Origin of the sequence: Bernardetia sp. Wsw4-3y2, assembly GCF_037126295.1 — a bacterium.
Classification (GTDB): Bacteria; Bacteroidota; Bacteroidia; order Cytophagales; family Bernardetiaceae; genus Bernardetia.
The window spans coordinates 3,984,173-4,005,096 of record NZ_CP147017.1 but is presented as its reverse complement, the minus strand read 5'-3'; the positions used below and the strand labels follow the sequence as shown (position 1 = coordinate 4,005,096).

The window sequence follows — 20,924 nt, the reverse complement described above, 5'->3', positions numbered from 1 at the left end:
TAGTAAATTTCAAAATAGTTATTTTATTTAATCCAATCAATAACTTTCAATTTTCTCCTCTTTATTTTTAGCTAATAAAAATCCATACGCTTCAAGTCCGTTTATATGCGTAAAAATCACTTTTAAAACACCTGTTACAGGAAGCGCAATTACAGCACCTACTACTCCCCAAAGAGCTGAAAAAACAACTACTCCAAAAATAGTAGCAAATGGATTTAAGTCTATTTCGTCGCCAACAATCCAAGGTGTAAGAATATAGCTTTCCAATATTTGAGCTATCACAAGCACGCCCAAAACAATAAGACCAGAAGTCAGACCAGAATACAAAGAAGCTAAAACAAGAGCAGAACCACCTCCAATAATATTTCCAACATAAGGAATAATAGAGAATAAAGCTGCAAAAAGAGCCAAAAACAACGCATAAGGAACATTTCCTATCAAAAAACCAATATAATACATAACAAATAAAATTGTCATGATTTTACCTTTTCCTATTAAATAATTACTAACTGTTTCGCCTGATTCTTTAACAATTTCTCTCATGGCTGATAGTTCTGTAGAAGGAGTGAGTGTATAGAAAAAACTCTGCAACATCTTTTTTTGCATCAATAGTAGAACAATATAAATAAGAATAATAAAAGATTGAGAAAGAAGAGTCACTAAAGACTCAGCCATTTTTTTACCATAGCCTTTCAATTGATCTTTGAAGGATTCAGAATTAGAAGCCATTTTGATAGGATTGAAACCCAAATTTTGCTCAGACCAACTTTCCATTTTATCTATTTTTTGAGTAGACTTTTTTTGAATCTCTTCCCAATCTTCTGAAATATTTTCTACTCGGTTAGTCACAACTGCACTTATCGCAACACCAGTAGTTATCAATAAAATCATAGAGCAAGTAATAGCCAACCACTTTGGGAACTTCCATTTTTGCATAAAAAATTCGTTAGGCTTATCCAAAACGGCAGCCAGAATAATAGCTAGAAAAAGAGGTAACAAAACAGAAGAAGCAAAATAACAAATTGCCACAACAGCAATCGAAACAACAAGAACTTTTAAAAAATGATTTGTAGAAATAGTGAGTTTGAGAGAATTATTCATAGCAAAAAATGTTTCCTAATAAATTGTGAAAGTTAAAAAAATGGGAAGCTACACTATAAACAAACTCTAAAAAGCAATATTGTTTAGTATTTGCTTTGAAATAAAGAGTTTTAAAAAAATAAATTCTATCAAAAAGACAAATTAAATACTTTGAATATTAAATTTATTTAAATATTTAATTGTATAGTCATATCCAATTTGAAATGGTATATCTATTTTTAGATTAGAGAATTTTACATCTGCAACAGCAGCAGGTTCTAAAAATAAATCACATTTTTTTTGTTCTTCTTTCAATGTAAAAACAGCTAATGACTGAAAATATCTTTCGATGACAGAACGAGTGGAAGTAGGAATAAAATTCTCAGAAAGAGGATTCGAATGAATTCCAATTATAAAATAATCTGATTCGTTTTCCATATTATTACTTGGAAAAAAGTTTCTAATAGGCATATTCTCTAACAAACCACTATCTACATAATCGTATTTTCCAATTCTGATAGGTGCAAAAACAGCAGGAATAGACATGGTAGCCATTAGAGGAGTAATTAAATCTCCTGATTCGAAGTAATGAACTTTTGCATCTTGCAAACAAAAGGCAGAAAGCATAAAAGGAGTTTTAAGTTCTTCAAAAGTCTTGGGAAGATACTTAGTGAATAATCTCCCAAATTGTTTAATAGATACAAGTCCGTTTTCTTCCCATGTTGGTCTAACCCATTTCATAATTTTTTCTTTCTTCAAAATTTGAATAATTTCATCAGTAGAATATCCTGCTGCCCACATTGCTCCTAGTATTCCCCCCATACTAACACCACTTATTTTTTGAGGATAAATTCCTTTTTCTTCTAGTGCTTTCCAAATTCCTAAATGCACTAATGCACGTCCACCACCACCAGAAAGAACAATTCCGATAGGTTTTTGATTTGGATTGAATTGCTGTTTTGATTGATTTTCTGACATTTTAATAAAAATTTGAAGTTGATTCTTAGACGAACACTAAAGTATTTGGTACACTTTCTCACTCTAAAGGATGCGCTACATGAAAAACGCTTTACCTCTTTGAGATAAAGCGTTTTTTGATTAAAATGTTATGTTATTATTTCTATCAATAGTTTCTTTTTAATCTTGGCGAAAAACAAAAACAGGTATTTCAGAATGGTTAGCTACGTTTTCAGCAATACTTCCCATCATAAACCTAGAAAAACCTTTTCTTCCATGTGTTCCTAGCAAAATCATATCAGCTTTAGATTCTTCTGCAAAAGTCAGGATTCCTTCTTCTTCAGTATAATAATTATAAATATTAGTTGTGTAGTCTTCTGCTTCTAGTTTTGTATGCTCTGCAAATTCTTTCATTCGCTTGGTTGTTGTAGGAGTTGCTTCAAAAGTGCTTGGCGTAACAATATTTAAAAAGTGCATTGTACTTCCATATAACTTTTTAAAGACTGGGAACAACTTAGCTGCTTGCCCTCCCATTTCTGAAAAATCAGAAGCAAAAACGATATTGCGAGGATTAAAATCTCCTTCATCATCTTTAATTACCAAGACAGGACAGCTCGCATTTCTGACTACTTTTTGTGTGTTCGAACCAATAAAAACCTCTCCCAAACCAGATGCTCCACTAGAACCCATTACAATCAAATCTACATCTGTACCTTCCACCACACTATAAATCTGACGATGTACTCTATCAAAAACTACCTTTTCAACAAACGTAATTTTAGGATATTTTTCTCTTGCTTCACGAAGTTTTCTTTTTGTTTCCTTCATTGTAAAGAGAATTAAAGGCATATCTTGTTCTGTCCCTCCTTCATGATTACCAAAAGTATCTAATGCTCTGCGATATTCAGGTTGTTGAGATTCTGGAACATCAATGATATGCAAAAGCGTAATTTTTCCATCACACTGATTAGCAATATCAGCAGCAGCTTCTAAAGCAGCATTTGAACGAGGAGAAAAATCAATAGGAACGAGAATGTTTTTGAAAGACATAGTAATTTGGGTTTGAGTGAGTTGTATAAACTTTAAAATCTAAGATAATAAAATATCCGATTGCTTACTTTCTATAACGTAAAATTACTACTTTAGATACGCAAATTTATATGATTCTTACTTTGTCTTTTTATGATTTTTGTTAGGTTTTTATGGGTATGATGTCGCTTGTTGGGACATAAGCAACAATAGGTTAGTTTAACGTTTAAAACATAAATTACAACAACAAAAAAACTCCCTAAAAACGAAAGTAATTAGGGAGTTAGAATATATTTGTTTCAAGCGTCGACGCTTGAAACAAATAAAAAACACGTTTTATACGTGCATAGCACGATTTTCAGTTGCAGCCAAACACGCTTCTTTTACAGCTTCCATATAGGTTGGGTGTGCATGACTTTGTCTTGCAATATCTTCGGCTGATGCTCTGAATTCCATTGCTGTTACGCCTGTTGCAATCATATCGGCTGCTCTTGCACCTATGATGTGCATTCCAAGTATTTCGTCTGTTTTTTCGTCTGCCAAAACTTTTACAAGTCCGTCAGTGTCCATTGAAGCTCTTGCTCTTCCGAGTGCCATAAATGGAAACGAACCTGATTTGTATTTTCTACCTGATTCTTTGAGTTGTTCTTCTGTGTAACCTACACTAGCCACTTCTGGCCAAGTATAAACAACCCCTGGAATTAATAAATAATTGATATGAGGTTTTTGTCCTGCCATAAGTTCGGCAACCATAACACCTTCTTCTTCGGCTTTGTGTGCGAGCATTGCACCACGAACAACATCACCAATTGCATAAACACCTTTTACTTCTGTTTCCAAATGGTCATTTACTGCGATTGTTCCTCTTTTGTCAGTTTTGATACCAATATTTTCTAATCCTAAACCTTCTGTATAAGCCTGACGACCAACAGAAAGCAAGCAATAATCAGCTCTAAATTCTACTTCTTTGCCTTTTTTATCAACAGCTTTAATGACTACTTCGTCGCCATCTTGTTTTGCTTCCTCTACTTTGTGTTGTAAAAAGAATTTCATTTTGAGTGATTTTTTACTTACTCTTTCTAATTCTTTTCCCATTGTACTATCCATTGTTGGGATAATAGAAGGCATAAATTCGATAACAGAAACTTCTGTTCCTAAGCGAGCATACACAGACCCAAGTTCCATTCCGATTACTCCACCACCAATAACAATCATTTTCTTAGGAACTTCTTTCAATTCCAATGCTTCTGTTGAAGTGATAAAACGTTTTTTGTCATAAGGAAAGAAAGGAAAAATAGTTGGTTTTGAGCCTGTTGCAATGATAACTTTATCGGTTTCGATTTTAGTTTCCTTGCCTTTTTCTTTACTATCTGTTGCTGTAACCTTGATATTGTTTTTGTCAATGAAAGAACCTACTCCTTGATAAACATCAATTTTATTTTTTTTCATCAAATAATCAACGCCATCACAAGTTTTCTTTACAACGCCACGTTTACGCTCAATCATTTGCTCAAAATTTACTTTTGGCTCATTGATATCGATTCCGTGTTCTTTAAAGTTTTTTTGAGCAGTATGGAAATGCTCTGAAGAATCTAAAAGTGCCTTTGAAGGAATACAGCCTACATTAAGACACGTTCCACCCAAAGTAGCATATTTTTCTATAATTGCAGTTTTGAGTCCTAACTGTGCTGCACGAATGGCAGCTACATAACCACCAGGACCTGAACCAATAATTGTTACGTCGTATTTCATCTATAAAAATGGATTAAAAAATAATTCTAGTTGTCTAAATTTATATATACGTAAAATTAACTGGTTTTTGTCAGTAATTCAAATCTTAAATTTCTGAAATATTTTTTAAACATAGAGAAATTAAAATGAGAAATACATTTTGACCACAGAGAGAAAAGAGGAAAAAGAGAATTAAAAAAATAAAATCAACTCAAATTTGAGAGTATTCTATCCAAAATTATTTCAAATTCATCGTATTCATTGATTTTTGTGATATGAGAATAATGCTCTGTTTCTGTTTTAATGGTTATTAATAGAGTATCTAGATTTGTTGCTACTTTTCTTTTCTGTTCTAACAATTCCTTCTCTACTTTAGATGTCCAATTATTATCATTCTTCATCTGAGTTTCTAGTCTTTTTAAATTTAAATTCAGAAGTCTATGGCTAATCATCTTACTAAAACCAAAACAAATTATTACAGAACTAAAGTCATTGAAATTTGAATTTTCTTTCAGAACAAGATCTTCAAGTGCCGTATGTGGATAGAAAAGTTGATCACAACCTTTAGATTTTAACCATTCTAAAGTAGGAACAGTAAAATTTATTCTATGATCTGATTGATTTCGCTCTATAATTTTATCCCAAGATTCTTTTTTTTTTATGGTTCATAATTGAAGTTTTTTGAAAGTTGAAATCTAAATTTACTCAATTCTCTATACTTTCTTAAAATACTTGCCTAAGTGTTTTCTAGTTTGTTACTTTGTACTTCATTTTTATAAAAGACTAAAACCTCAAAACACATATACAGCTCATTTTAAACATTTCAATTTTTCTTATTTTATAATTTTAATAAACGCCACAAAAAAGCGTTTGTACATTTATGTTACATGTATTCAAATTTGGTGGTGCGTCTGTGAAAGATGCCCCTGCTGTCAGAAATGTAAGTAATATTTTACGTTCATTCATTGACAAAAAAGATAAACTCGTTATTGTTGTTTCTGCCATGGGCAAGACGACAAATCACTTGGAAGATATTTTTAAGGCAGCCAAATCGAAACCCAAACATGAGAAAAATGATGAATGTGAACGCATTTTAAAACAAATTGAAGACTATCATTATGCTCTTGCAGACGAACTTTTTGATGGAGAGCGTGAAAAAATTGTCTATAAAATTCTCCAAAAATATATTTTTCAGCTTTCAGCAACCTTAAAAGATGACGAACCTAATTGGGATAAACATTACGACCAAGTAATTTGTTTTGGAGAACTTATGTCTTCAGCTATCGTTTCCGAATATCTCAAAATGCAACACGATGATAAATGCCTTTGGATAGATGCTCGTCGTTTTGTACAAACCAATGAACGTTGGAGAGAAGGACAAATTGATTGGGAATGGTCAGAACAACTCATTAGAGCCGAACTTTTGCCAATGTTAGAACAGCGTTTTGTCTTGACACAAGGTTTTATTGGTGGAACAATTGGTGGAAAAACGACTACTTTAGGACGTGAAGGTTCAGATTTTACGGCTGCTGTTTTTGCCTATTGTTTGCAAGCAGATGGGGTTACAATTTGGAAAGATGTTTCTGGAATTTTGAATGCTGACCCAAAAAGAATTAAAAATACTCGCCTTTTTGAGCAGATTAATTATTCTGATGCTGCCGAAATGACGTATTATGGAGCAACAGTTATTCACCCAAAAACTATCCGTCCGTTGGCTGCAAAAGGAATTCCTTTGTATGTTCGTTCGTTTCTAAACGCAGATGTAGAAGGAACAAAGATTGGAAATTTTCCTACTCAGCCTTCTATTCCTTCAATTATTGTAAAAGGAAATCAAAGCATGTTTGTTTTTAAGGCTAAAGATTTGGCTGCCATTAATGAGCGCAATCAACTGGCTTATATTCACTCTGAACTAAACCGTTATAATATCAAAATCAATTTATTACAAGTTTCTGCTACTTCTTTTTCTGTTTGTACTGATAATGATGAGCGAAAATTAGCTTCTTTAAAAGAATCTTTAAGTAATGATTTTGAGCTAGATAATTTGGATAATTTAGAACTGATTACAGTCAAAAATTATGATACTGAAACACTTAACAACTTCACAGGACTTGGAAATGCACTTGTTGCACAGCGTTCGGAAGATGTTTTTCAAGTTGTAGTTAGTAAGTAAATTATTTTTGATTAAAAGAACAAAGTATTCTTTGCCTCAAACAAAAAGTGGTTATTGCAGAATAACCACTTTTTTTTGTTTAAATTTGCACTCCATTTGAAATTATTTATTGAATCATTATTCATTTTATGCAGCCACAAGAAATTCCAGCATCTTATAATGAGGCATGTAAAGCCTACGAAACAAGAAAATACGATATTGCCTTAGAAAAATTAGAAATTACTCTGACGGAAAGTCCAGACTTTGCACCTGCTTTTTATATAAAAGGACTTACCTATATGCAACTTCAAGATTGGAGAAATGCGTATGATAATTTTAAAGCCTATTCCCAAATTACACCTGAAAAGGGAGACACCTATTTGAATATGGGAACAGCAATGCTAAATATGAAACAGCCAAGAACAGCTGTTTCTTATTTTGATTTTGCTCTGTCTTTAAGAATGACTGAGAATCGACCAGAGAGAGCGCACTTAAATAAAGCTTTAGCATTCCGACAAATAAATGATAATGAAAAAGCTCTAGAATCATTTGAAGCTGCTCTAAAAATACATCCTCATTTTGATGATGCCTTGCTAGAAATGGCTAAGTTACAGTTAGATTTAGATAAAAATGAAGAAGCAATTATCTATTATCAAAGAGTAGTTGATTTACCAAAACAGCGTAGGAGTTTTCCTCTTTGGGAAGCTTGGGTAGGTTTGGCAATTGCACAATCTGAACTCAAACAGTTTTCAAAGGCTCTCATTTCAATAGAGGAAGCCGTTGAATTACAACCTAATACTATCGGTTTTTTCAAATCAAATGAGTCATTTAATTCACTAAGAGAAAGTGAATATAATAATGATTTTGAAAACATTCTGAGCTAGATTTATGATGCCGTAATGATAAGATAATATAAGTTAAAGGGAATGACTCAAATTTATGAAGTCATTTCCTTTTTTTGTTCACTTTTCAGTAAAAAGAATAAACAATTTTTAACTGTACTCGTTTAAAACAGCAAAGAATCACATTTTTTAATCTAACTTATTTTTATACGATGGCTCAAGATAAAGTAAAAAGCAAGAATACACTTAAAGCAATTAACTCTACTGTGAATACAATAGAATCAGTAGTGCGTTTCCTACCAGGAGATTTGCATCACCAACCCATGTATGAGGCTAGTTTTGGTGGGGTTGCTGCTGTAATAGGTGGACTTTCTATGGGAGAAGCACTTCTTCGAAAAGACGCTTTTAAACAAGGAAATCGCTTAAATACGGCTATTATTGTTACTTTAGGGATAGCCAGTGTTTTGCAAGGAATGAAAAAAATGAAACAAGCCTACGCCAAAAAAACAGGACAATATGATTTAGTGGCAGAAGAAATGGCTGATTAATTTTTATTAAAAAAGCTATAGCTAATTAAAATTCTTATTTGCTTTATTATAAAGAGCAGATAAGAATTTTTCTATATTTGAGGATTTGTAAAAATAAATTCTGCTTCCTCTAAAATTTAACATAGTATTTACCCTTATTTTTTTATTTTTGTAAGTGATAGCATAATTTTTGCGTATTTTTGTGAGAATAATAGCTTTACTACTTTTTTATATAGTTGATTTATAAAAAAATACTAATTTTAAGAAAGGAAGATAAAATTTTTTGAGTTTTTTTGAGTTTATTTAATAGGTAATCTACTTATTTCATCAAAACTCTTGGTAAAATTTTGAAAATACAGTATTGTTTTTCAACTTAGTTAATCAATAGTTATCAGACTAGTTAAATTAAACTTTGATTCCTTAATCAACTTCCATAAATTTGATATTCTAAAAATTGCTCTATACATCTGTCTTGCTTTTTAGTTAATTACTAATTTATAGCTTGCCTTAAAAACTCGTTTCTATGAAAAAAATTCTTTTTACATTATTATTTACCTTACTTGGAATAGCTTTTTTAGCAACTGAAGAAGTTCAGGCACAGGTAGGAAATAAATATTACTACAAAAAAACAACCCCTCGTAGAGGACCTCATAACCATCAATGGGTTTGGACAAAGCGTCGCCAATATGTAAGTGTTGGTTTGAATGTTAATTCAATGAATTATTTTGGTGATATTGTACCTAAGCCTAACTTTTGGAGTACAGATTTACGTTTTACTCGTCCAAATATTGGAATATTCGTTGAGAAAAAATTTCGCCCACAATTTTCAGCTCGTTTAGGACTGAATTGGGGAAGACTTTTGAGTTACGACTCAGAAACTGCTGATCCGACTGATGGACACGATTTTTTCCGTTATATTCGTAATGCTCATTTCAGAAACGATATTTTCGAACTCAATACTACTTTTCGTTGGGACTTGATGAGTAGTGAGCTTTTAAATAAAGAATTTTATCAAAGACCAAAGCAATTTGTACCTTATGTAATGGGTGGATTGGCTGTATTTTATCATGCTCCTAAAGCAAAAGCTCCTGAAACTAAAATTGGAGGAGGTTCTCCAGACTGGGGTGCAGGCGAATGGACAGACCTACAACCTCTTGGTACAGAAGGACAAGGACGTAATTATGTAAATAATAGTGGAGATACTGTTGCTTTAGGTAATAAATATTCTAAAGTTCAGATTGCCATTCCTCTTGGATTTGGTATTCGTAAAAAATTATCTAATCGTATAGACATTGCTTTTGAGTTTTCTTATCGTTTCTTACTTACAGATTATTTAGATGATGTAAGTCGTAACTATTTAGATTTAGGAGTTTTTGGAGATGATGAACTTGCAAAAGCATTTCATGACCGTTCTTTAGAAGGAGACAGAGAGGCAATATTAAAAGAGATGGCTAGTAGAGGAGAATTAGTTAGATTACTTGATCCTTACTCTTATACAGGAATAGATGGAACTCGTTATAATACTTTTGATGGTTTTGGTAGTGATCCCTACTCAACCCCAAGTATCCGTGGAAATCAAAATGATAATGATGTTTATATGCTTACAGGATTTCATTTGATTTATATCATTCCTCCTCATGGAGTGCGTTGTCCTGTTCGTTTTAAATAATGAATAAAAAAAGATAAAACATAAAAAAGAGTTTCCTCAAAAGTGTGCAAGAATTTTGTTCTTGTACGCTTTTTTTATGAGCTTTTTTAGATATTTCTAGTAAATGGCTATAAATTTGTCAATTAACTAAAAATAAAATTGTTTACAGAAACTTTGTTCTAATCAATAAAAATAAATTTTCTTTATGAAAAATATGAATTATAAATTTATTCTCTTCCTTGTCTTCTTTTCAATTCTTTCAGTTGCAGCTTCTCAAGCTCAAGACATAGAATTTGGTTTTGGAGCAGGAGTTGCAAATTATACAGGAGATATTTCTCCTTCTTACAAACTACAAAATGCCCGTCCAGCAGGAGAAATTTTTGTTCGTTATAATCCAAGTCCTGCTTTTTCTTTGCGTTTTGGCGCAATGATAGGAGTAATCAAGGCAGATGAAACTAAATCGGATGATCCTTTTTCTCAAAGAAGATTAGCTCAGTTTGTAGGAACTGTATATGAGGCATCAGCAAGAATGGAATATAATTTTAGAGATTATAGAGCAATGAGTGAACTCAACCGTCTTTCACCTTATGTATTTTTTGGGGGTTCGGTAGCACATATTGCTGTAAATAGTAATTATTTTGATAATCAACCTAATGCGTTAGAAATTGCTTTGCCTATCGGTGTAGGATTAAAATATATGTTGGCTCATAATTATAATCTAGGATTTGAGTTTGGAGCAAGACCTACTTTTACAGATGCTATTGATGGAATGCTTCAAGATGATACTATAGATAATGTTAGTAATGTAGGTAAATTTCAAATGACTAATTTGTTTACTAAAGACATGTATTACTACACAGGAATTTCTCTCAGCTTTACAATAAATAGAGTCGTTTGTCCGACAGAATTTAGATAAATTTTGCAACAAAACTTTTAAGTTTAAAAAATAAGAACTTCTGTAACACTTTCTATAAAAAGAGAGTGTTATTTTTTTTGATAAAATAAATCAGATAAAAAGCTGAAAATAAAGGTATAATACTCAAATGAAGCTAAAAATATAAAATAAAATGACTTTTGATTTGAATTTGCTAACTAGTGTAGTTATTTTTGTCTTAAATCTTTTTCTATACTTCTTGTTCCTACTTCTATGAATTCTGTCAAACTCTTTGCTGGTTCAGCTTCTCGTTATTTAGCCGAAAAAATTGCACACTCCTATGGAAAACCTTTAGGACAACACAATATTCAAATTTTTAGTGATGGCGAAATGTGTCCTAATTATAGCGAATCTATTCGTGGTGCAGATGTTTTTATTATTCAATCGACCTTTCCTCCTGCTGACAATCTGATGGAGCTTTTACTGATGATTGATGCTGCAAAGCGTGCTTCGGCTGGTTCGGTTACGGTTGTGATGCCTTATTTTGGGTATGCTCGTCAAGATAGAAAGGATAAACCTCGTGTGGCTATTGGTGCAAAACTGGTAGCCAATCTTATTTCTGCTGCTGGCGCAACTCGTATTATGACTTGTGATTTACATGCAGGACAAATTCAGGGATTTTTTGATATTCCTGTCGATCATCTATATGCAACAGCTATTTTCATTCCTTATATCGAATCTCTTAATATTGAGAATCTAGTTTTTGCTTCACCTGATGTAGGAGGAGTTGCTAGAGCTAGAAGCTATGCTTCACAATTTCATGCTGATATGGTCGTTTGTGACAAACACCGAAAAAGAGCTAATGAAATTGCTTCTATGCAAGTGATTGGAGATGTAGAGGGTGCAAATGTAATAATTGTAGATGACCTTATCGATACAGCAGGAACAATTTCAAAAGCAGCTCAAGTTTTGCTTGATAATGGTGCTGTTTCTGTACGTGCTATTGCTACACACCCTGTTTTGTCTGGAAAGGCGTATGAAAATATTAATAACTCTCCACTTTTAGAACTAGCTGTAATGGATACTATTCCATTAAAAGAAAAGTCAGATAAGATAAAAGTATTATCTGTGGCTGAACTTTTTGCGAAGGCTATTCGTAAGATTCACGATCAAGAATCTATTAGTACATTGTTTATCTAAAAAAGAAAAACCTTATTTCATTTTGTTGAAATAAGGTTTTTTTCATTAAATGCCAGTTTGCTTATAGCCCAGATGTCTGATTACCACCAGTCATTGTAGCCTGATTATAAAGCAAATCGTGGTCATAATATTTTTTGGTACGACCAATATAAGGCTCTAAATGAATATCTGGATGTTGTGTATAATATCCGTGTAATAAATATTCATAGTCCATGTGAACATCAGAACCATCATAACGAGGATAGTTTACAAATGCTTCTGCATCGATAGAATCCACGTTTACTGTTTTGGCATCATGGTTAAGTTTTGCAAGTCCAATAGGAACAAGAATATACAAGTGTGTATCTCCTTCATTGCACATACTTTGTTCTATTTCAATATCTAGATACAGAACTCTCTCTAGTTCTTTTGAGGCTATAAGTCCTCTTACTTTTCCAAGTTCTAGCCTACCATCTGCAAATACTTTCCAATCTTGTACGTTATCATAGCCGTCAGCTACTTTATAACTATCTAAATCTTCTAGACGTTCTAGAGTAATTTCTTCGTGAAAATCCGTAGTATCTACGGTAGTGTTTTTGTTGTATTCCATAATAAAAATAAAGTTTAAAAAATGAGGTAATATTTTGAAAAGCTATAATTAAGCTACTATAGCTTACTCCATAGCAATTTTCTTCATCACACTGGCTGCTTTATCAATAAAATCTTTTACATCAGCTTTTTGTTCTAATGTCAAAGTATTTGGATCAATATCTTTTGCTTCTTTCTTTAGGCTCTCATTTGTAGAACCATCAGTAAGTTGATTCAATGCTCCACTGACTTGCAAAAATGCGTTTCTGATATGATCAGCGTGATCTGTTTCTTTCCAATTTTTTTGGATTTCATCGGCTGCTGTATCTAAATTTTTATGTAAATTTTCTACATTCATTTGATCAGCCATTCCTTTTTTATTGGCCAGAGCTTCCAAAGCATCTCCCATGTGGCGAAGCGCATTTGCTGTATATTCGTGATGAATATCCATTTGTGCATCTGTGTAATCATTTTCTTCATTTGCAAACATCACAAAAGTGTTTACTTCTGCTGGAAGTGTTGTTGTCTCTGTGGTATTTTCTTCAGGAAGAATTTCGTTTTCAGGCACTTCATTAGCCACTACTTCTGTTTCTGCATTATCATCTACTCTGAATCCAAAATAAATACCTGCTCCAATTAATAAAAGTAGCAAAAGACCTAATAACCAAGGAATAATCGGGGTTTTCTTTTCAATTTTAATTTCTGCCATAATAGTGTATAGTTTAAAAAGTTTAGTTTAAAAAATGAATATCAATAGTTTGATAATCTTACTTCTATAACAAAGGCAATTATATTTTGTTTGAAAAAATATATTTTAACTTGAATTCCTTATATAATATATCTAGTTCCTAAAATAATCGGTAAAACTTCTTTATTTCAATTATTACAAATTTTTATTCAATAGAATTAAACCTTTGCTTTATTTTACGGTCTAAGTATAAAAGCCAAACACGAAATATATTGTAAAATATAACTTCGTTAGTTCATAATTCTAAATACTAATCTATTTATATTAATCTATTTTTCTTTGTCAGAAACAGCTCAACCTAGTCAGACAGAACAAGAACAAAAGTGGATTCAGCAATTACAGCATCCACAAACGACTTCGAAAGAACGCACAATTGCCTTTGATGGAATTATGCGCCTTCATCGACGAGCTATTTATTCTCATATACGAAAAATGGTTATTGATGCTGATGATACAGATGATTTGTTACAAGAAACATTTGTAAAAGTGTGGAAAAACATAGATAAATTTAAAAATGAATCTAAACTATATACTTGGATTTATAGAATAGCAACCAATGAGACATTGCGCTTTTTGGAGAGAAAAAAGAAAAAACAAGGACTTCCAATGAATGAAACATCAGAACAACTTATGCAGAACTTAGAAAGTGATGAACAGTTTTCAGGAGAAGAAGTACAGTTAATTCTTCAAAAAGCAATTCTGACTTTACCTGACAAACAGCGTTTGGTTTTTAATATGAAGTATTTTGATGAAATGAAATATGAAGATATTTCGGAAATAGTAGATACTTCTGTCGGAGCTTTGAAAGCCTCCTATCATTTGGCAACAAAAAAAATTGAAATCTATTTAAAAGAAAATTATCAGTAAGCAAATAAAATATAGAATACGCTTTAGCTTGTTTAAAAATACTCAAAATATAACCTAGCATTACAATGAAATTAGAAGACATACCCAAAAAACAGCCTTTTCAAATGCCAAATGAAGCGCATTTTGATAATATTTCTAGTAAAATTTATGCTCAGCTAGAAAAACAGGATGAAAATCAGAATTTGATTGAAATAAATAAAGAAACCAAATCAGTTTCTCTTGATTCTCAAAAAACTAAAAGTAGTAGTCTTTGGATTAAACCTCAAATTATGGGAATTGCTGCGACATTACTTTTACTGTTTGTTGCAATAGCAGGCATCTATACTTATTCTAATAAATCAAATGTAGAGAACCCTCAAACAAATTTAGCTCTAGAAAATACTCAAAATTCAGAAGTAGATTTTTCAAAAATTTCAACTGAACAAATCAATGACTTTTTATTAGATGAAGATATTTCTGAAACTGAATTGGTTAGTTTTATTCCTCAAAATTCTAGTTTAGAAATAAATAATGTTTTTAAAGACTCTGATTTGAATTCTATTGATGCTGAATCATTAGATTTGATGTTGGAAGAAGAATATCTTTAAATATAAACTATGAATTACAATCCGAAATAAAAAACCACTCAAAATCAAAATCTATGAAAAATCAATTCTATATAGCATCTCTATTTTTTCTCTTTTTATCTGTTTCAGCTTTTGCTCAAAAAGGCAGAGGTGGAGGAGATGATCAAATGAGTGAACAATTAAAAGCAATGCGAGTAGCTATGATTACTCAAAACCTTAACCTGTCTTCGGATGAAGCAGCCAAATTTTTTCCTATTTATAATGAATATTCAACCAAAAGGGAAAACATCAAAAAACAACTTAAACAAAATAGAAGAGAAAGTAAAAATCTTACAGGAGCAAAACTAGAAACCTCTTTCAAAAAGTCATTTGAGTTACGTGAACAAGAACTAGTTTTAGATAAACTCTACTTCGAAAAATTCAAAACTGTTATTCCAGTAGAAAAAATAATGGAATTATATAGAACAGAAAGGCAATTTAGAAGAATGCTTTTAAAAGAACTTTCCAAACGAGGAGGAGGACATCATCGACCTGATGACGATGATGAAAATTAGGATTTATTGTACCACTATCTATCAAAAACCACTTATTTCAAAGCATTGAGATAAGTGTTTTTTTGTTTTATAGAAAGGAGAAAATTGACAAAAATACTTTGTGGTATAGAATCATAAACAGGATGTAAATACTCTTTGATTTAGTAAAAAGAAGATTTTATTCTTCAACGAATTTACTTTTGTTGAAGTCCTAATTTATAGATTTGTTGATTTAGTTATGCTAAAACATCAGAAAAGGCTATATAATTAAATTTATTTACCTATAACTAGTTACTATTTACTGATAACTGGTAACTGATTTAGATTATTTTCCTTAATTTTGCAATCAAATTAAAATAGTAATTCAACTCACAAAAAATTCACTACGAATTCATTTTTTATGATTGTCAAAACAAAAAAATATAAAATAGATCCAGATATTTACGTTAAAATTTCATTTGTAAATGCCCTCAAACAGTGGTGGTGGGTTTGGTTTATTCCACCTGCTATTTTTCTCATCTTCCTTGCTTTTGGTTTGTGGGGTTGGGGATTAGGTGTTGCACTTGTTCTTTCGGGTTTGTATCTTCTTTTTTGGTATATCCAGTTTAAAGGACTTACGATGCACGAAAAATCCAAACCTCTCTTTGACAAATATGCGTATGACATTAATAGCCAGCGCATTATGATGATGGTGGATGCAAAAAGAGGTTCAGAAATAAAATGGGACAAAATTATTAAAGTAGAAAAGAGAGAAGACGCTTTTGTTCTTTATCTTTCAAAATATGAATTTTTGTATTTTCCTTTTACTATATTCAAATCTGAAAACGAAATAAAATTTGTAGAAACAGTTATCCGTCGCAAAGGTTATTTGAATACAGAGATTAAAAAATAATTATAGAAAAAAGCCCCTAATGGTTTCTGAAAACCCTTAGGGACTAAATTATATATCAAAATGGCTAATTCAAAAAAAGAAAATTCTAAAGGCAAAATCAGTCTGAAATATAAAATATTTTTAGGGATTTTTGCAGGCTTATCTGTCTTTGCTATTGCTACAAGTTATTATATTTATCAAATGGCTTATACACCTTCTGTACTGACACAGAAAGGAGCAGAGCAAAAATACTTATATATTCCCAAAGGAATGAGTTATGATCAGCTTGCTAAACAACTTCGTGAAGAGGGAACAATTCAGCATCCTGTTGCTTTTGGTGTCTTCTCAAAATGGCTTAATTATGTTGATAATGTAAAAGCAGGTCGTTATATTCTTACTCCAAAAATGAATACGATTGATTTTGTGCGTCAGCTTCGTTCTGGAAATCAAGCTCCTGTAAATGTTACTTTTAATGAAAACTTACGTTTTTTACCCGAGTTAGCAGGAAAAATAACAAACAATTTAGAAATTGATTCGGCAGAGTTTGCCACGTATTTACTAGATGAGAATACAGCCAAAGAATTTGGTTTTGATAAGGACAATTTCATTTCTATGTTTTTACCAAATACGTATGAAATGTATTGGACAGATTCGAAGGAAGAAGTTGTAGAAAGAATGAAAAAAGAGTATGACAAATTTTGGACAGACGAGAGAAAAGAACTAGCTAAAGCTCAAGGACTCTCTCAAAAAGAAGTTGCTATTTTGGCTTCTATTGTTGATGCAGAGACTCGTTATGCTGATGAAAAACCTCGTGTTGCTGGTGTATATCTCAATCGTTTGGAAAAAGAAATGTTACTTCAAGCTGATCCAACACTTGTTTTTGCTCACAATGATTTTACTATAAAAAGGGTTTTAAATTCTCATAAAGAAATAGAATCTCCTTTTAATACTTATAAATATGTAGGTTTGCCACCTTCTCCGATTCGTTTGCCTTCTATTGCTGGTCTGAATGCTGTTTTAAAACCTGAAAATCATGAATATATTTTCTTTTGTGCAAAAGAAGATTTATCTGGTTATCATGCCTTTGCAAAAACGAATGCAGAACATGAAGCAAATGCAAGACGTTATCATAATGCTTTGAATGCTAGAGGGATAAAATAAAGAATTTTCTTAAAAAATATTTCTATAAAAAAGCCTTTCAGAATCTATATACTATTTATATAATTCTGAAAGGTTTTTTTGATAAAACTAAATTCGAAAACAACTCGCTTATTCTGCTGCTGTTTCTGTCTCTATTTCTACTTTAGGAGTAGCAATATCTTCTTTACAGTTATCTAACATAGCTTGGAACATTCCAATAATATCAGTAAGTTCATTTAAGAAGAAACGATGTGGATGAATTTGGATAGTGTCACCCTCTAAACGTAAGAAAAGCCATTGTTCCCCTGTGGTTACACAACCATAAATAGTAGTGATGTGATTGTCTTCACGCTCGTTAAAAATATCTGCTGCAATCATTTGAGCCACACATTTTCCTAAACCTAAATCAAGATTATTTTTGTAGGCTTGAACAATTGACATTACAGGTGAAGAAATAGAGTACGATTCTGCTCCCATCGATAAAATAATATCAGAAGGACCTGCTAAACCTTCACGAGGCTCTACATTAAAATATTCTCCTGAATAAATCGTAAACATACGTTCAGTACGTTTGCGAAGTTCCAAAAGAACAGGCATTAAAATAAATTCTGTACGTGCTTTTTCTGTCTTGATTGGCAAATCTGCCGTTATTTCCATTGTTTGTTTTAACCATTCACTTGGCTCAACTGGAGTAATGCCTTCAAATAAATCTTTTTGTACTTCATTGAGATTAAAACGTCTTTTTATACGATCAAAACTAAATTTGTTATAATTCAAAAACTCTCTTTTATTATAACGAGAATAGTTATTATGTCCTCCATTGTTATTGTAATTAGAATTATGTCCATTACCAGAACGCTCATTGTGGTTAGAATTATGATTTGAGCCTTGGTAACCTCCATTATTGTTAGAGGTGCGTGAGTTGGAATATGAGGACTGTTGATGTGAATCTTCTTCTTGGTTTCTTGAACGATTTGGGTACTTAGGTGTTTTCATTATTATTTGTTCGATATAAATACTATTACTATTGAAAGTAAACTAAATTGATTAAAATTACTATATAAAATAAACTTAAATTAAGCTGATAGGCTTCTTCTTTTAACTACATGTTCTTTTTTTTAAGATAAACAGATTTTTCTCTGTTTTTTATTCTTATTTCTTATTGCATTCTATTAAATAATAGATTAAAGGTTTCCAAAAATAGCGAAAATTTATATAAAAATAAAAAATATATACAATTCTATTAAAAAGATGCTTTAATAAGACTTGTCTTTCTTATTATCCACCTATATTTTTATCTTGTTCATTATCAGGTTTTTGAACAGGGCTTTCTTTTAATTTCTTATCTGCTACTTCTAAGAGTTTTTTTGCATACTCTTGTTCTTTACTTCCTTCATATTTTGTAACGAAAGTAGTTAACTTTTCTACATAAACAGGCAAAGATTCTATATGAGAGGCACTCATAATTCGGAGTAACTCTATTTTTGCATTATAACTATTTTGAGGATATTCATTTTGAATTGTATCTAACTTTTCAATGGCTTTTTCATAATTTTTAGCCAAATAAAGCTCATAACTTTCTTTATATAAGCTAGTAACAATCGTATCATTTACGGCTGCTTCTTCTAAATAATCAGGGTCAGAAATAAGTTTTGCAAAGGTGGATTCTGGGTAATATTCTTGTAAATCCTTTTCATAACTTGCCACATCACATTTTTCTAATGTTTTATCTTCCAAACATATCTTACGCAACAAAAATAGAACTTCAGCAGTATTTGAATTAGCAGGAAAATCATTTATAAGACGTTCAAAAGTAGCTCTCGCATTACTATTTTCTTTGAGCTGATAATGATATACTTTTCCAAGTTCAAACAACGCAACTTGAACTTTTTGCTCTAAAAGGCTAATTTCTTCTATTGTTTTAGGAACTTCTTTTAATCTTTCCTCTACACCTGCAACAGTTGCATATAGATTTTCTTGGTCTGTTCTGCTATCTGCTGTTGTGGCAGTTGGATCAACAGTATTATCAATTGAACTATTTATTTTATTGCTTCTTCGCCAGTTATCTTCTAAAGGACGGTTTTTCCAAACTCTAACAAATGTATTTTTTCCTTGTCTGACAGCTTGGTCATTATAAAAATACCACGTTTGAGCAGGATTTGACGTATTTGCAAATGGATTTGTAGTTCCTTGCTTGACCAAATTTCCACTTTTGGCAGCTTTTTCTGCTGCTGCCGCTTCTTTATCTATTTGTGCTTTTTCTTCTGCAATTTGTTTTTCAAAATATTTAACTAACTCTTCCTGCGACATTTTGGAAAGGTTAATTTTTGTATCTGCTTTTTCTAAAATATCATATTGCTTAAAAAATTGACCTAAAATTTCTCCTCGTGCAGCAATTTCATCATAATTACGCATTTCTTCTGTACTAATAGAAAGGGCAGAATCATAATACGAATTTGCTTTTGCATATTTACTATCAGCATAATATAACTCACCCATTCTGACGTAAGTATAAGCTCGTTGTGCTGAGTTATCTGAAGGTTGATTTAAAGATTCTTGTAAGAGATTGATAGCTTCCTCTGTTTTTCCTCGTTTTTGAGCAAACCCAGCCATTTCATAATAAATACGGTCTTTATATTCTTCATTTTTTTGGTCTTTCAAAAGTTTTTCAAAATATTTTTGCGCTTGTTTTACATCTTCTGCACTCGTTCCTGCTACTTGAGAAGCATTCAATTGAGCATTAAAAACCATTTCATAATCGGGATGTGCCTTTATACTAGCTTGATAATTTTCGTATGATTTCCTATCATTTTTCTTTACATTTATTGTCTTATCATCAATTCCTTCTTTGGCTTTATTCTGATAAATTTGTCCCAAAATAAAATGATAACGAGCTTTTTGAGTTTTATTTTTTACGTATGGCAAAGCAAGCTCTAAATAAGCTGCTGTTTTATCAAAGTCATTGACTGTTCTGTAATAATGAGCCGAAGCCAAATAAAAATCTCTAATATTTTCTTCTGAAAATTTATCTCCTTCTTTCGAAATATAATCCATCGTAAAAGAAGCCTGATCCAAATTACCACTTTCAATAAAAGAACGCATCAGCCAAATAAGAGAAGCATGACGAATATCTAATTCATTACTATTTCCATTCAAATATTTAAAGGAATTAATAGCATTTCTATAATCTGCTTGATGTAAACGAGCTTTTCCAATGAGTAAATAACTATCATCTGTCCAATCACTTTCTGGATGACGTTGAATAGGTAAAGATGCCTTTTCAACAACATAATCCAATTCGCCTTTAAAACCTCCCATCGAAACACTATCTATTGGAGGCAAAACTGCCAATACATTATTAAAATCACTTTTTTGTTGAAGATATGTATTTTTATAAACTTCATTGAAACGCTCCTCTGCTAAAAAATAGGCATTGTAATGAGAGGCTGTATTTCTGTAAAACTGGCAAGATGTAATGCCATTAAATAAAAAAAATGCAGAAATAAAGAATACTAGACTCTTACTTATTCTTTTTTGAAATGTTGCTAAATTCATTTATTGCTTTAATTATAATTACAATTATTTTCTATCAAAA

General features: G+C 31.6%; 20 protein-coding genes. 11 read left to right on the top strand and 9 right to left on the bottom strand.

Features of this window, described 5'->3' with window-relative positions; translation table 11 throughout:
- Positions 1-36: 36 nt before the first annotated feature.
- From V9L05_RS16450 to V9L05_RS16430, 5 genes are all read right to left on the bottom strand, one after another.
- Positions 37-1,101, bottom strand: a complete 1,065-nt coding sequence (locus V9L05_RS16450; protein WP_338812932.1) for an AI-2E family transporter — start codon at positions 1,099-1,101, stop codon at positions 37-39.
- Positions 1,102-1,242: 141 nt separating this feature from the next.
- Positions 1,243-2,058 (bottom strand): patatin-like phospholipase family protein, encoded by an 816-nt coding sequence (locus V9L05_RS16445; protein WP_338792129.1) that lies wholly within the window; start codon positions 2,056-2,058, stop codon positions 1,243-1,245.
- Between the two features lie 159 nt (positions 2,059-2,217).
- Positions 2,218-3,087 carry a universal stress protein gene (locus tag V9L05_RS16440; RefSeq protein ID WP_338812931.1) on the bottom strand — a complete coding sequence of 290 codons (870 nt, stop codon included), beginning with the start codon at positions 3,085-3,087 and terminating at the stop codon, positions 2,218-2,220.
- A gap of 315 nt (positions 3,088-3,402) precedes the next feature.
- Entirely contained in the window at positions 3,403-4,818 is a 1,416-nt protein-coding gene (gene lpdA, locus V9L05_RS16435; RefSeq protein ID WP_338812929.1) for a dihydrolipoyl dehydrogenase, read from the bottom strand.
- Positions 4,819-5,003: 185 nt separating this feature from the next.
- Positions 5,004-5,198: a hypothetical protein gene (locus tag V9L05_RS16430; protein ID WP_338812928.1), complete on the bottom strand. Its 195-nt coding sequence runs from the start codon at positions 5,196-5,198 to the stop codon at positions 5,004-5,006.
- A gap of 479 nt (positions 5,199-5,677) precedes the next feature.
- On the opposite strand from V9L05_RS16430, the gene V9L05_RS16425 reads away from it, so the two are divergent.
- The 6 genes from V9L05_RS16425 (at position 5,678) to V9L05_RS16400 (ending at position 12,037) form a co-directional block, all read left to right on the top strand.
- Positions 5,678-6,967 carry an aspartate kinase gene (locus tag V9L05_RS16425; protein WP_338812927.1) on the top strand — a complete coding sequence of 430 codons (1,290 nt, stop codon included), beginning with the start codon at positions 5,678-5,680 and terminating at the stop codon, positions 6,965-6,967.
- Between the two features lie 128 nt (positions 6,968-7,095).
- On the top strand, positions 7,096-7,830 hold the full coding sequence (locus tag V9L05_RS16420; protein ID WP_338792136.1) for a tetratricopeptide repeat protein: 735 nt from the start codon (positions 7,096-7,098) through the stop codon (positions 7,828-7,830).
- A 170-nt stretch (positions 7,831-8,000) separates the two neighbouring features.
- The gene (locus V9L05_RS16415; protein ID WP_338792137.1) at positions 8,001-8,336 is read left to right on the top strand and encodes a hypothetical protein; all 336 of its coding nucleotides are present in this window, start codon (positions 8,001-8,003) and stop codon (positions 8,334-8,336) included.
- 502 nt (positions 8,337-8,838) lie between these two features.
- Positions 8,839-9,984 (top strand): DUF6089 family protein, encoded by a 1,146-nt coding sequence (locus V9L05_RS16410; protein WP_338792139.1) that lies wholly within the window; start codon positions 8,839-8,841, stop codon positions 9,982-9,984.
- Between the two features lie 184 nt (positions 9,985-10,168).
- Positions 10,169-10,879, top strand: coding sequence for a DUF6089 family protein (locus V9L05_RS16405; protein ID WP_338812926.1), 711 nt, complete (start codon positions 10,169-10,171; stop codon positions 10,877-10,879).
- 231 nt (positions 10,880-11,110) lie between these two features.
- Entirely contained in the window at positions 11,111-12,037 is a 927-nt protein-coding gene (locus V9L05_RS16400; protein ID WP_338792141.1) for a ribose-phosphate pyrophosphokinase, read from the top strand.
- Between the two features lie 61 nt (positions 12,038-12,098).
- Here the strand turns inward: V9L05_RS16400 and V9L05_RS16395 are convergent, their stop codons facing one another.
- Positions 12,099-12,626, bottom strand: a complete 528-nt coding sequence (locus V9L05_RS16395; protein WP_338792142.1) for a hypothetical protein — start codon at positions 12,624-12,626, stop codon at positions 12,099-12,101.
- A gap of 63 nt (positions 12,627-12,689) precedes the next feature.
- Positions 12,690-13,313: a hypothetical protein gene (locus V9L05_RS16390; RefSeq protein ID WP_338812925.1), complete on the bottom strand. Its 624-nt coding sequence runs from the start codon at positions 13,311-13,313 to the stop codon at positions 12,690-12,692.
- A gap of 318 nt (positions 13,314-13,631) precedes the next feature.
- Here V9L05_RS16390 and V9L05_RS16385 point away from each other — a divergent pair, with 318 nt between their 5' ends.
- The 5 genes from V9L05_RS16385 to mltG all read left to right on the top strand — a co-directional run bounded on the left by V9L05_RS16385 (position 13,632) and on the right by mltG (position 17,350).
- The gene (locus V9L05_RS16385) at positions 13,632-14,219 is read left to right on the top strand and encodes an RNA polymerase sigma factor (RefSeq protein ID WP_338812924.1); all 588 of its coding nucleotides are present in this window, start codon (positions 13,632-13,634) and stop codon (positions 14,217-14,219) included.
- Between the two features lie 65 nt (positions 14,220-14,284).
- On the top strand, positions 14,285-14,806 hold the full coding sequence (locus tag V9L05_RS16380) for a hypothetical protein (protein WP_338812923.1): 522 nt from the start codon (positions 14,285-14,287) through the stop codon (positions 14,804-14,806).
- A 53-nt stretch (positions 14,807-14,859) separates the two neighbouring features.
- A complete protein-coding gene (locus V9L05_RS16375) occupies positions 14,860-15,339 on the top strand; it encodes a hypothetical protein (protein WP_338792146.1) in 480 nt (159 codons plus the stop codon).
- Positions 15,340-15,718: 379 nt separating this feature from the next.
- Entirely contained in the window at positions 15,719-16,210 is a 492-nt protein-coding gene (locus V9L05_RS16370; RefSeq protein WP_338812922.1) for a YcxB family protein, read from the top strand.
- Positions 16,211-16,270: 60 nt separating this feature from the next.
- Positions 16,271-17,350 carry an endolytic transglycosylase MltG gene (mltG, locus tag V9L05_RS16365; protein ID WP_338812921.1) on the top strand — a complete coding sequence of 360 codons (1,080 nt, stop codon included), beginning with the start codon at positions 16,271-16,273 and terminating at the stop codon, positions 17,348-17,350.
- Between the two features lie 108 nt (positions 17,351-17,458).
- On the opposite strand, the gene V9L05_RS16360 is transcribed toward mltG, so the two are convergent.
- Together V9L05_RS16360 and bamD are read right to left on the bottom strand one after the other, a co-directional pair.
- Positions 17,459-18,325, bottom strand: coding sequence for a hypothetical protein (locus tag V9L05_RS16360; protein WP_338792149.1), 867 nt, complete (start codon positions 18,323-18,325; stop codon positions 17,459-17,461).
- 282 nt (positions 18,326-18,607) lie between these two features.
- The gene (gene bamD, locus V9L05_RS16355; protein WP_338812920.1) at positions 18,608-20,884 is read right to left on the bottom strand and encodes an outer membrane protein assembly factor BamD; all 2,277 of its coding nucleotides are present in this window, start codon (positions 20,882-20,884) and stop codon (positions 18,608-18,610) included.
- Positions 20,885-20,924 lie beyond the last annotated feature (40 nt).

What these genes read in the sequence shown, in the direction of transcription:
- V9L05_RS16440 (WP_338812931.1), bottom strand. Translation starts at nt 3,087, where the DNA reads ATGTCTTTCAAAAACATTCTCGTTCCTATTGATTTTTCTCCTCGTTCA.
- mltG (WP_338812921.1), top strand. Translation starts at nt 16,271, where the DNA reads ATGGCTAATTCAAAAAAAGAAAATTCTAAAGGCAAAATCAGTCTGAAA.
- V9L05_RS16445 (WP_338792129.1), bottom strand. Translation starts at nt 2,058, where the DNA reads ATGTCAGAAAATCAATCAAAACAGCAATTCAATCCAAATCAAAAACCT.
- V9L05_RS16410 (WP_338792139.1), top strand. Translation starts at nt 8,839, where the DNA reads ATGAAAAAAATTCTTTTTACATTATTATTTACCTTACTTGGAATAGCT.
- V9L05_RS16360 (WP_338792149.1), bottom strand. Translation starts at nt 18,325, where the DNA reads ATGAAAACACCTAAGTACCCAAATCGTTCAAGAAACCAAGAAGAAGAT.
- V9L05_RS16430 (WP_338812928.1), bottom strand. Translation starts at nt 5,198, where the DNA reads ATGAAGAATGATAATAATTGGACATCTAAAGTAGAGAAGGAATTGTTA.
- V9L05_RS16380 (WP_338812923.1), top strand. Translation starts at nt 14,285, where the DNA reads ATGAAATTAGAAGACATACCCAAAAAACAGCCTTTTCAAATGCCAAAT.
- V9L05_RS16425 (WP_338812927.1), top strand. Translation starts at nt 5,678, where the DNA reads ATGTTACATGTATTCAAATTTGGTGGTGCGTCTGTGAAAGATGCCCCT.
- V9L05_RS16390 (WP_338812925.1), bottom strand. Translation starts at nt 13,313, where the DNA reads ATGGCAGAAATTAAAATTGAAAAGAAAACCCCGATTATTCCTTGGTTA.
- V9L05_RS16375 (WP_338792146.1), top strand. Translation starts at nt 14,860, where the DNA reads ATGAAAAATCAATTCTATATAGCATCTCTATTTTTTCTCTTTTTATCT.
- bamD (WP_338812920.1), bottom strand. Translation starts at nt 20,884, where the DNA reads ATGAATTTAGCAACATTTCAAAAAAGAATAAGTAAGAGTCTAGTATTC.
- V9L05_RS16405 (WP_338812926.1), top strand. Translation starts at nt 10,169, where the DNA reads ATGAAAAATATGAATTATAAATTTATTCTCTTCCTTGTCTTCTTTTCA.
- V9L05_RS16415 (WP_338792137.1), top strand. Translation starts at nt 8,001, where the DNA reads ATGGCTCAAGATAAAGTAAAAAGCAAGAATACACTTAAAGCAATTAAC.
- V9L05_RS16420 (WP_338792136.1), top strand. Translation starts at nt 7,096, where the DNA reads ATGCAGCCACAAGAAATTCCAGCATCTTATAATGAGGCATGTAAAGCC.
- V9L05_RS16450 (WP_338812932.1), bottom strand. Translation starts at nt 1,101, where the DNA reads ATGAATAATTCTCTCAAACTCACTATTTCTACAAATCATTTTTTAAAA.
- V9L05_RS16370 (WP_338812922.1), top strand. Translation starts at nt 15,719, where the DNA reads ATGATTGTCAAAACAAAAAAATATAAAATAGATCCAGATATTTACGTT.
- V9L05_RS16400 (WP_338792141.1), top strand. Translation starts at nt 11,111, where the DNA reads ATGAATTCTGTCAAACTCTTTGCTGGTTCAGCTTCTCGTTATTTAGCC.
- lpdA (WP_338812929.1), bottom strand. Translation starts at nt 4,818, where the DNA reads ATGAAATACGACGTAACAATTATTGGTTCAGGTCCTGGTGGTTATGTA.
- V9L05_RS16395 (WP_338792142.1), bottom strand. Translation starts at nt 12,626, where the DNA reads ATGGAATACAACAAAAACACTACCGTAGATACTACGGATTTTCACGAA.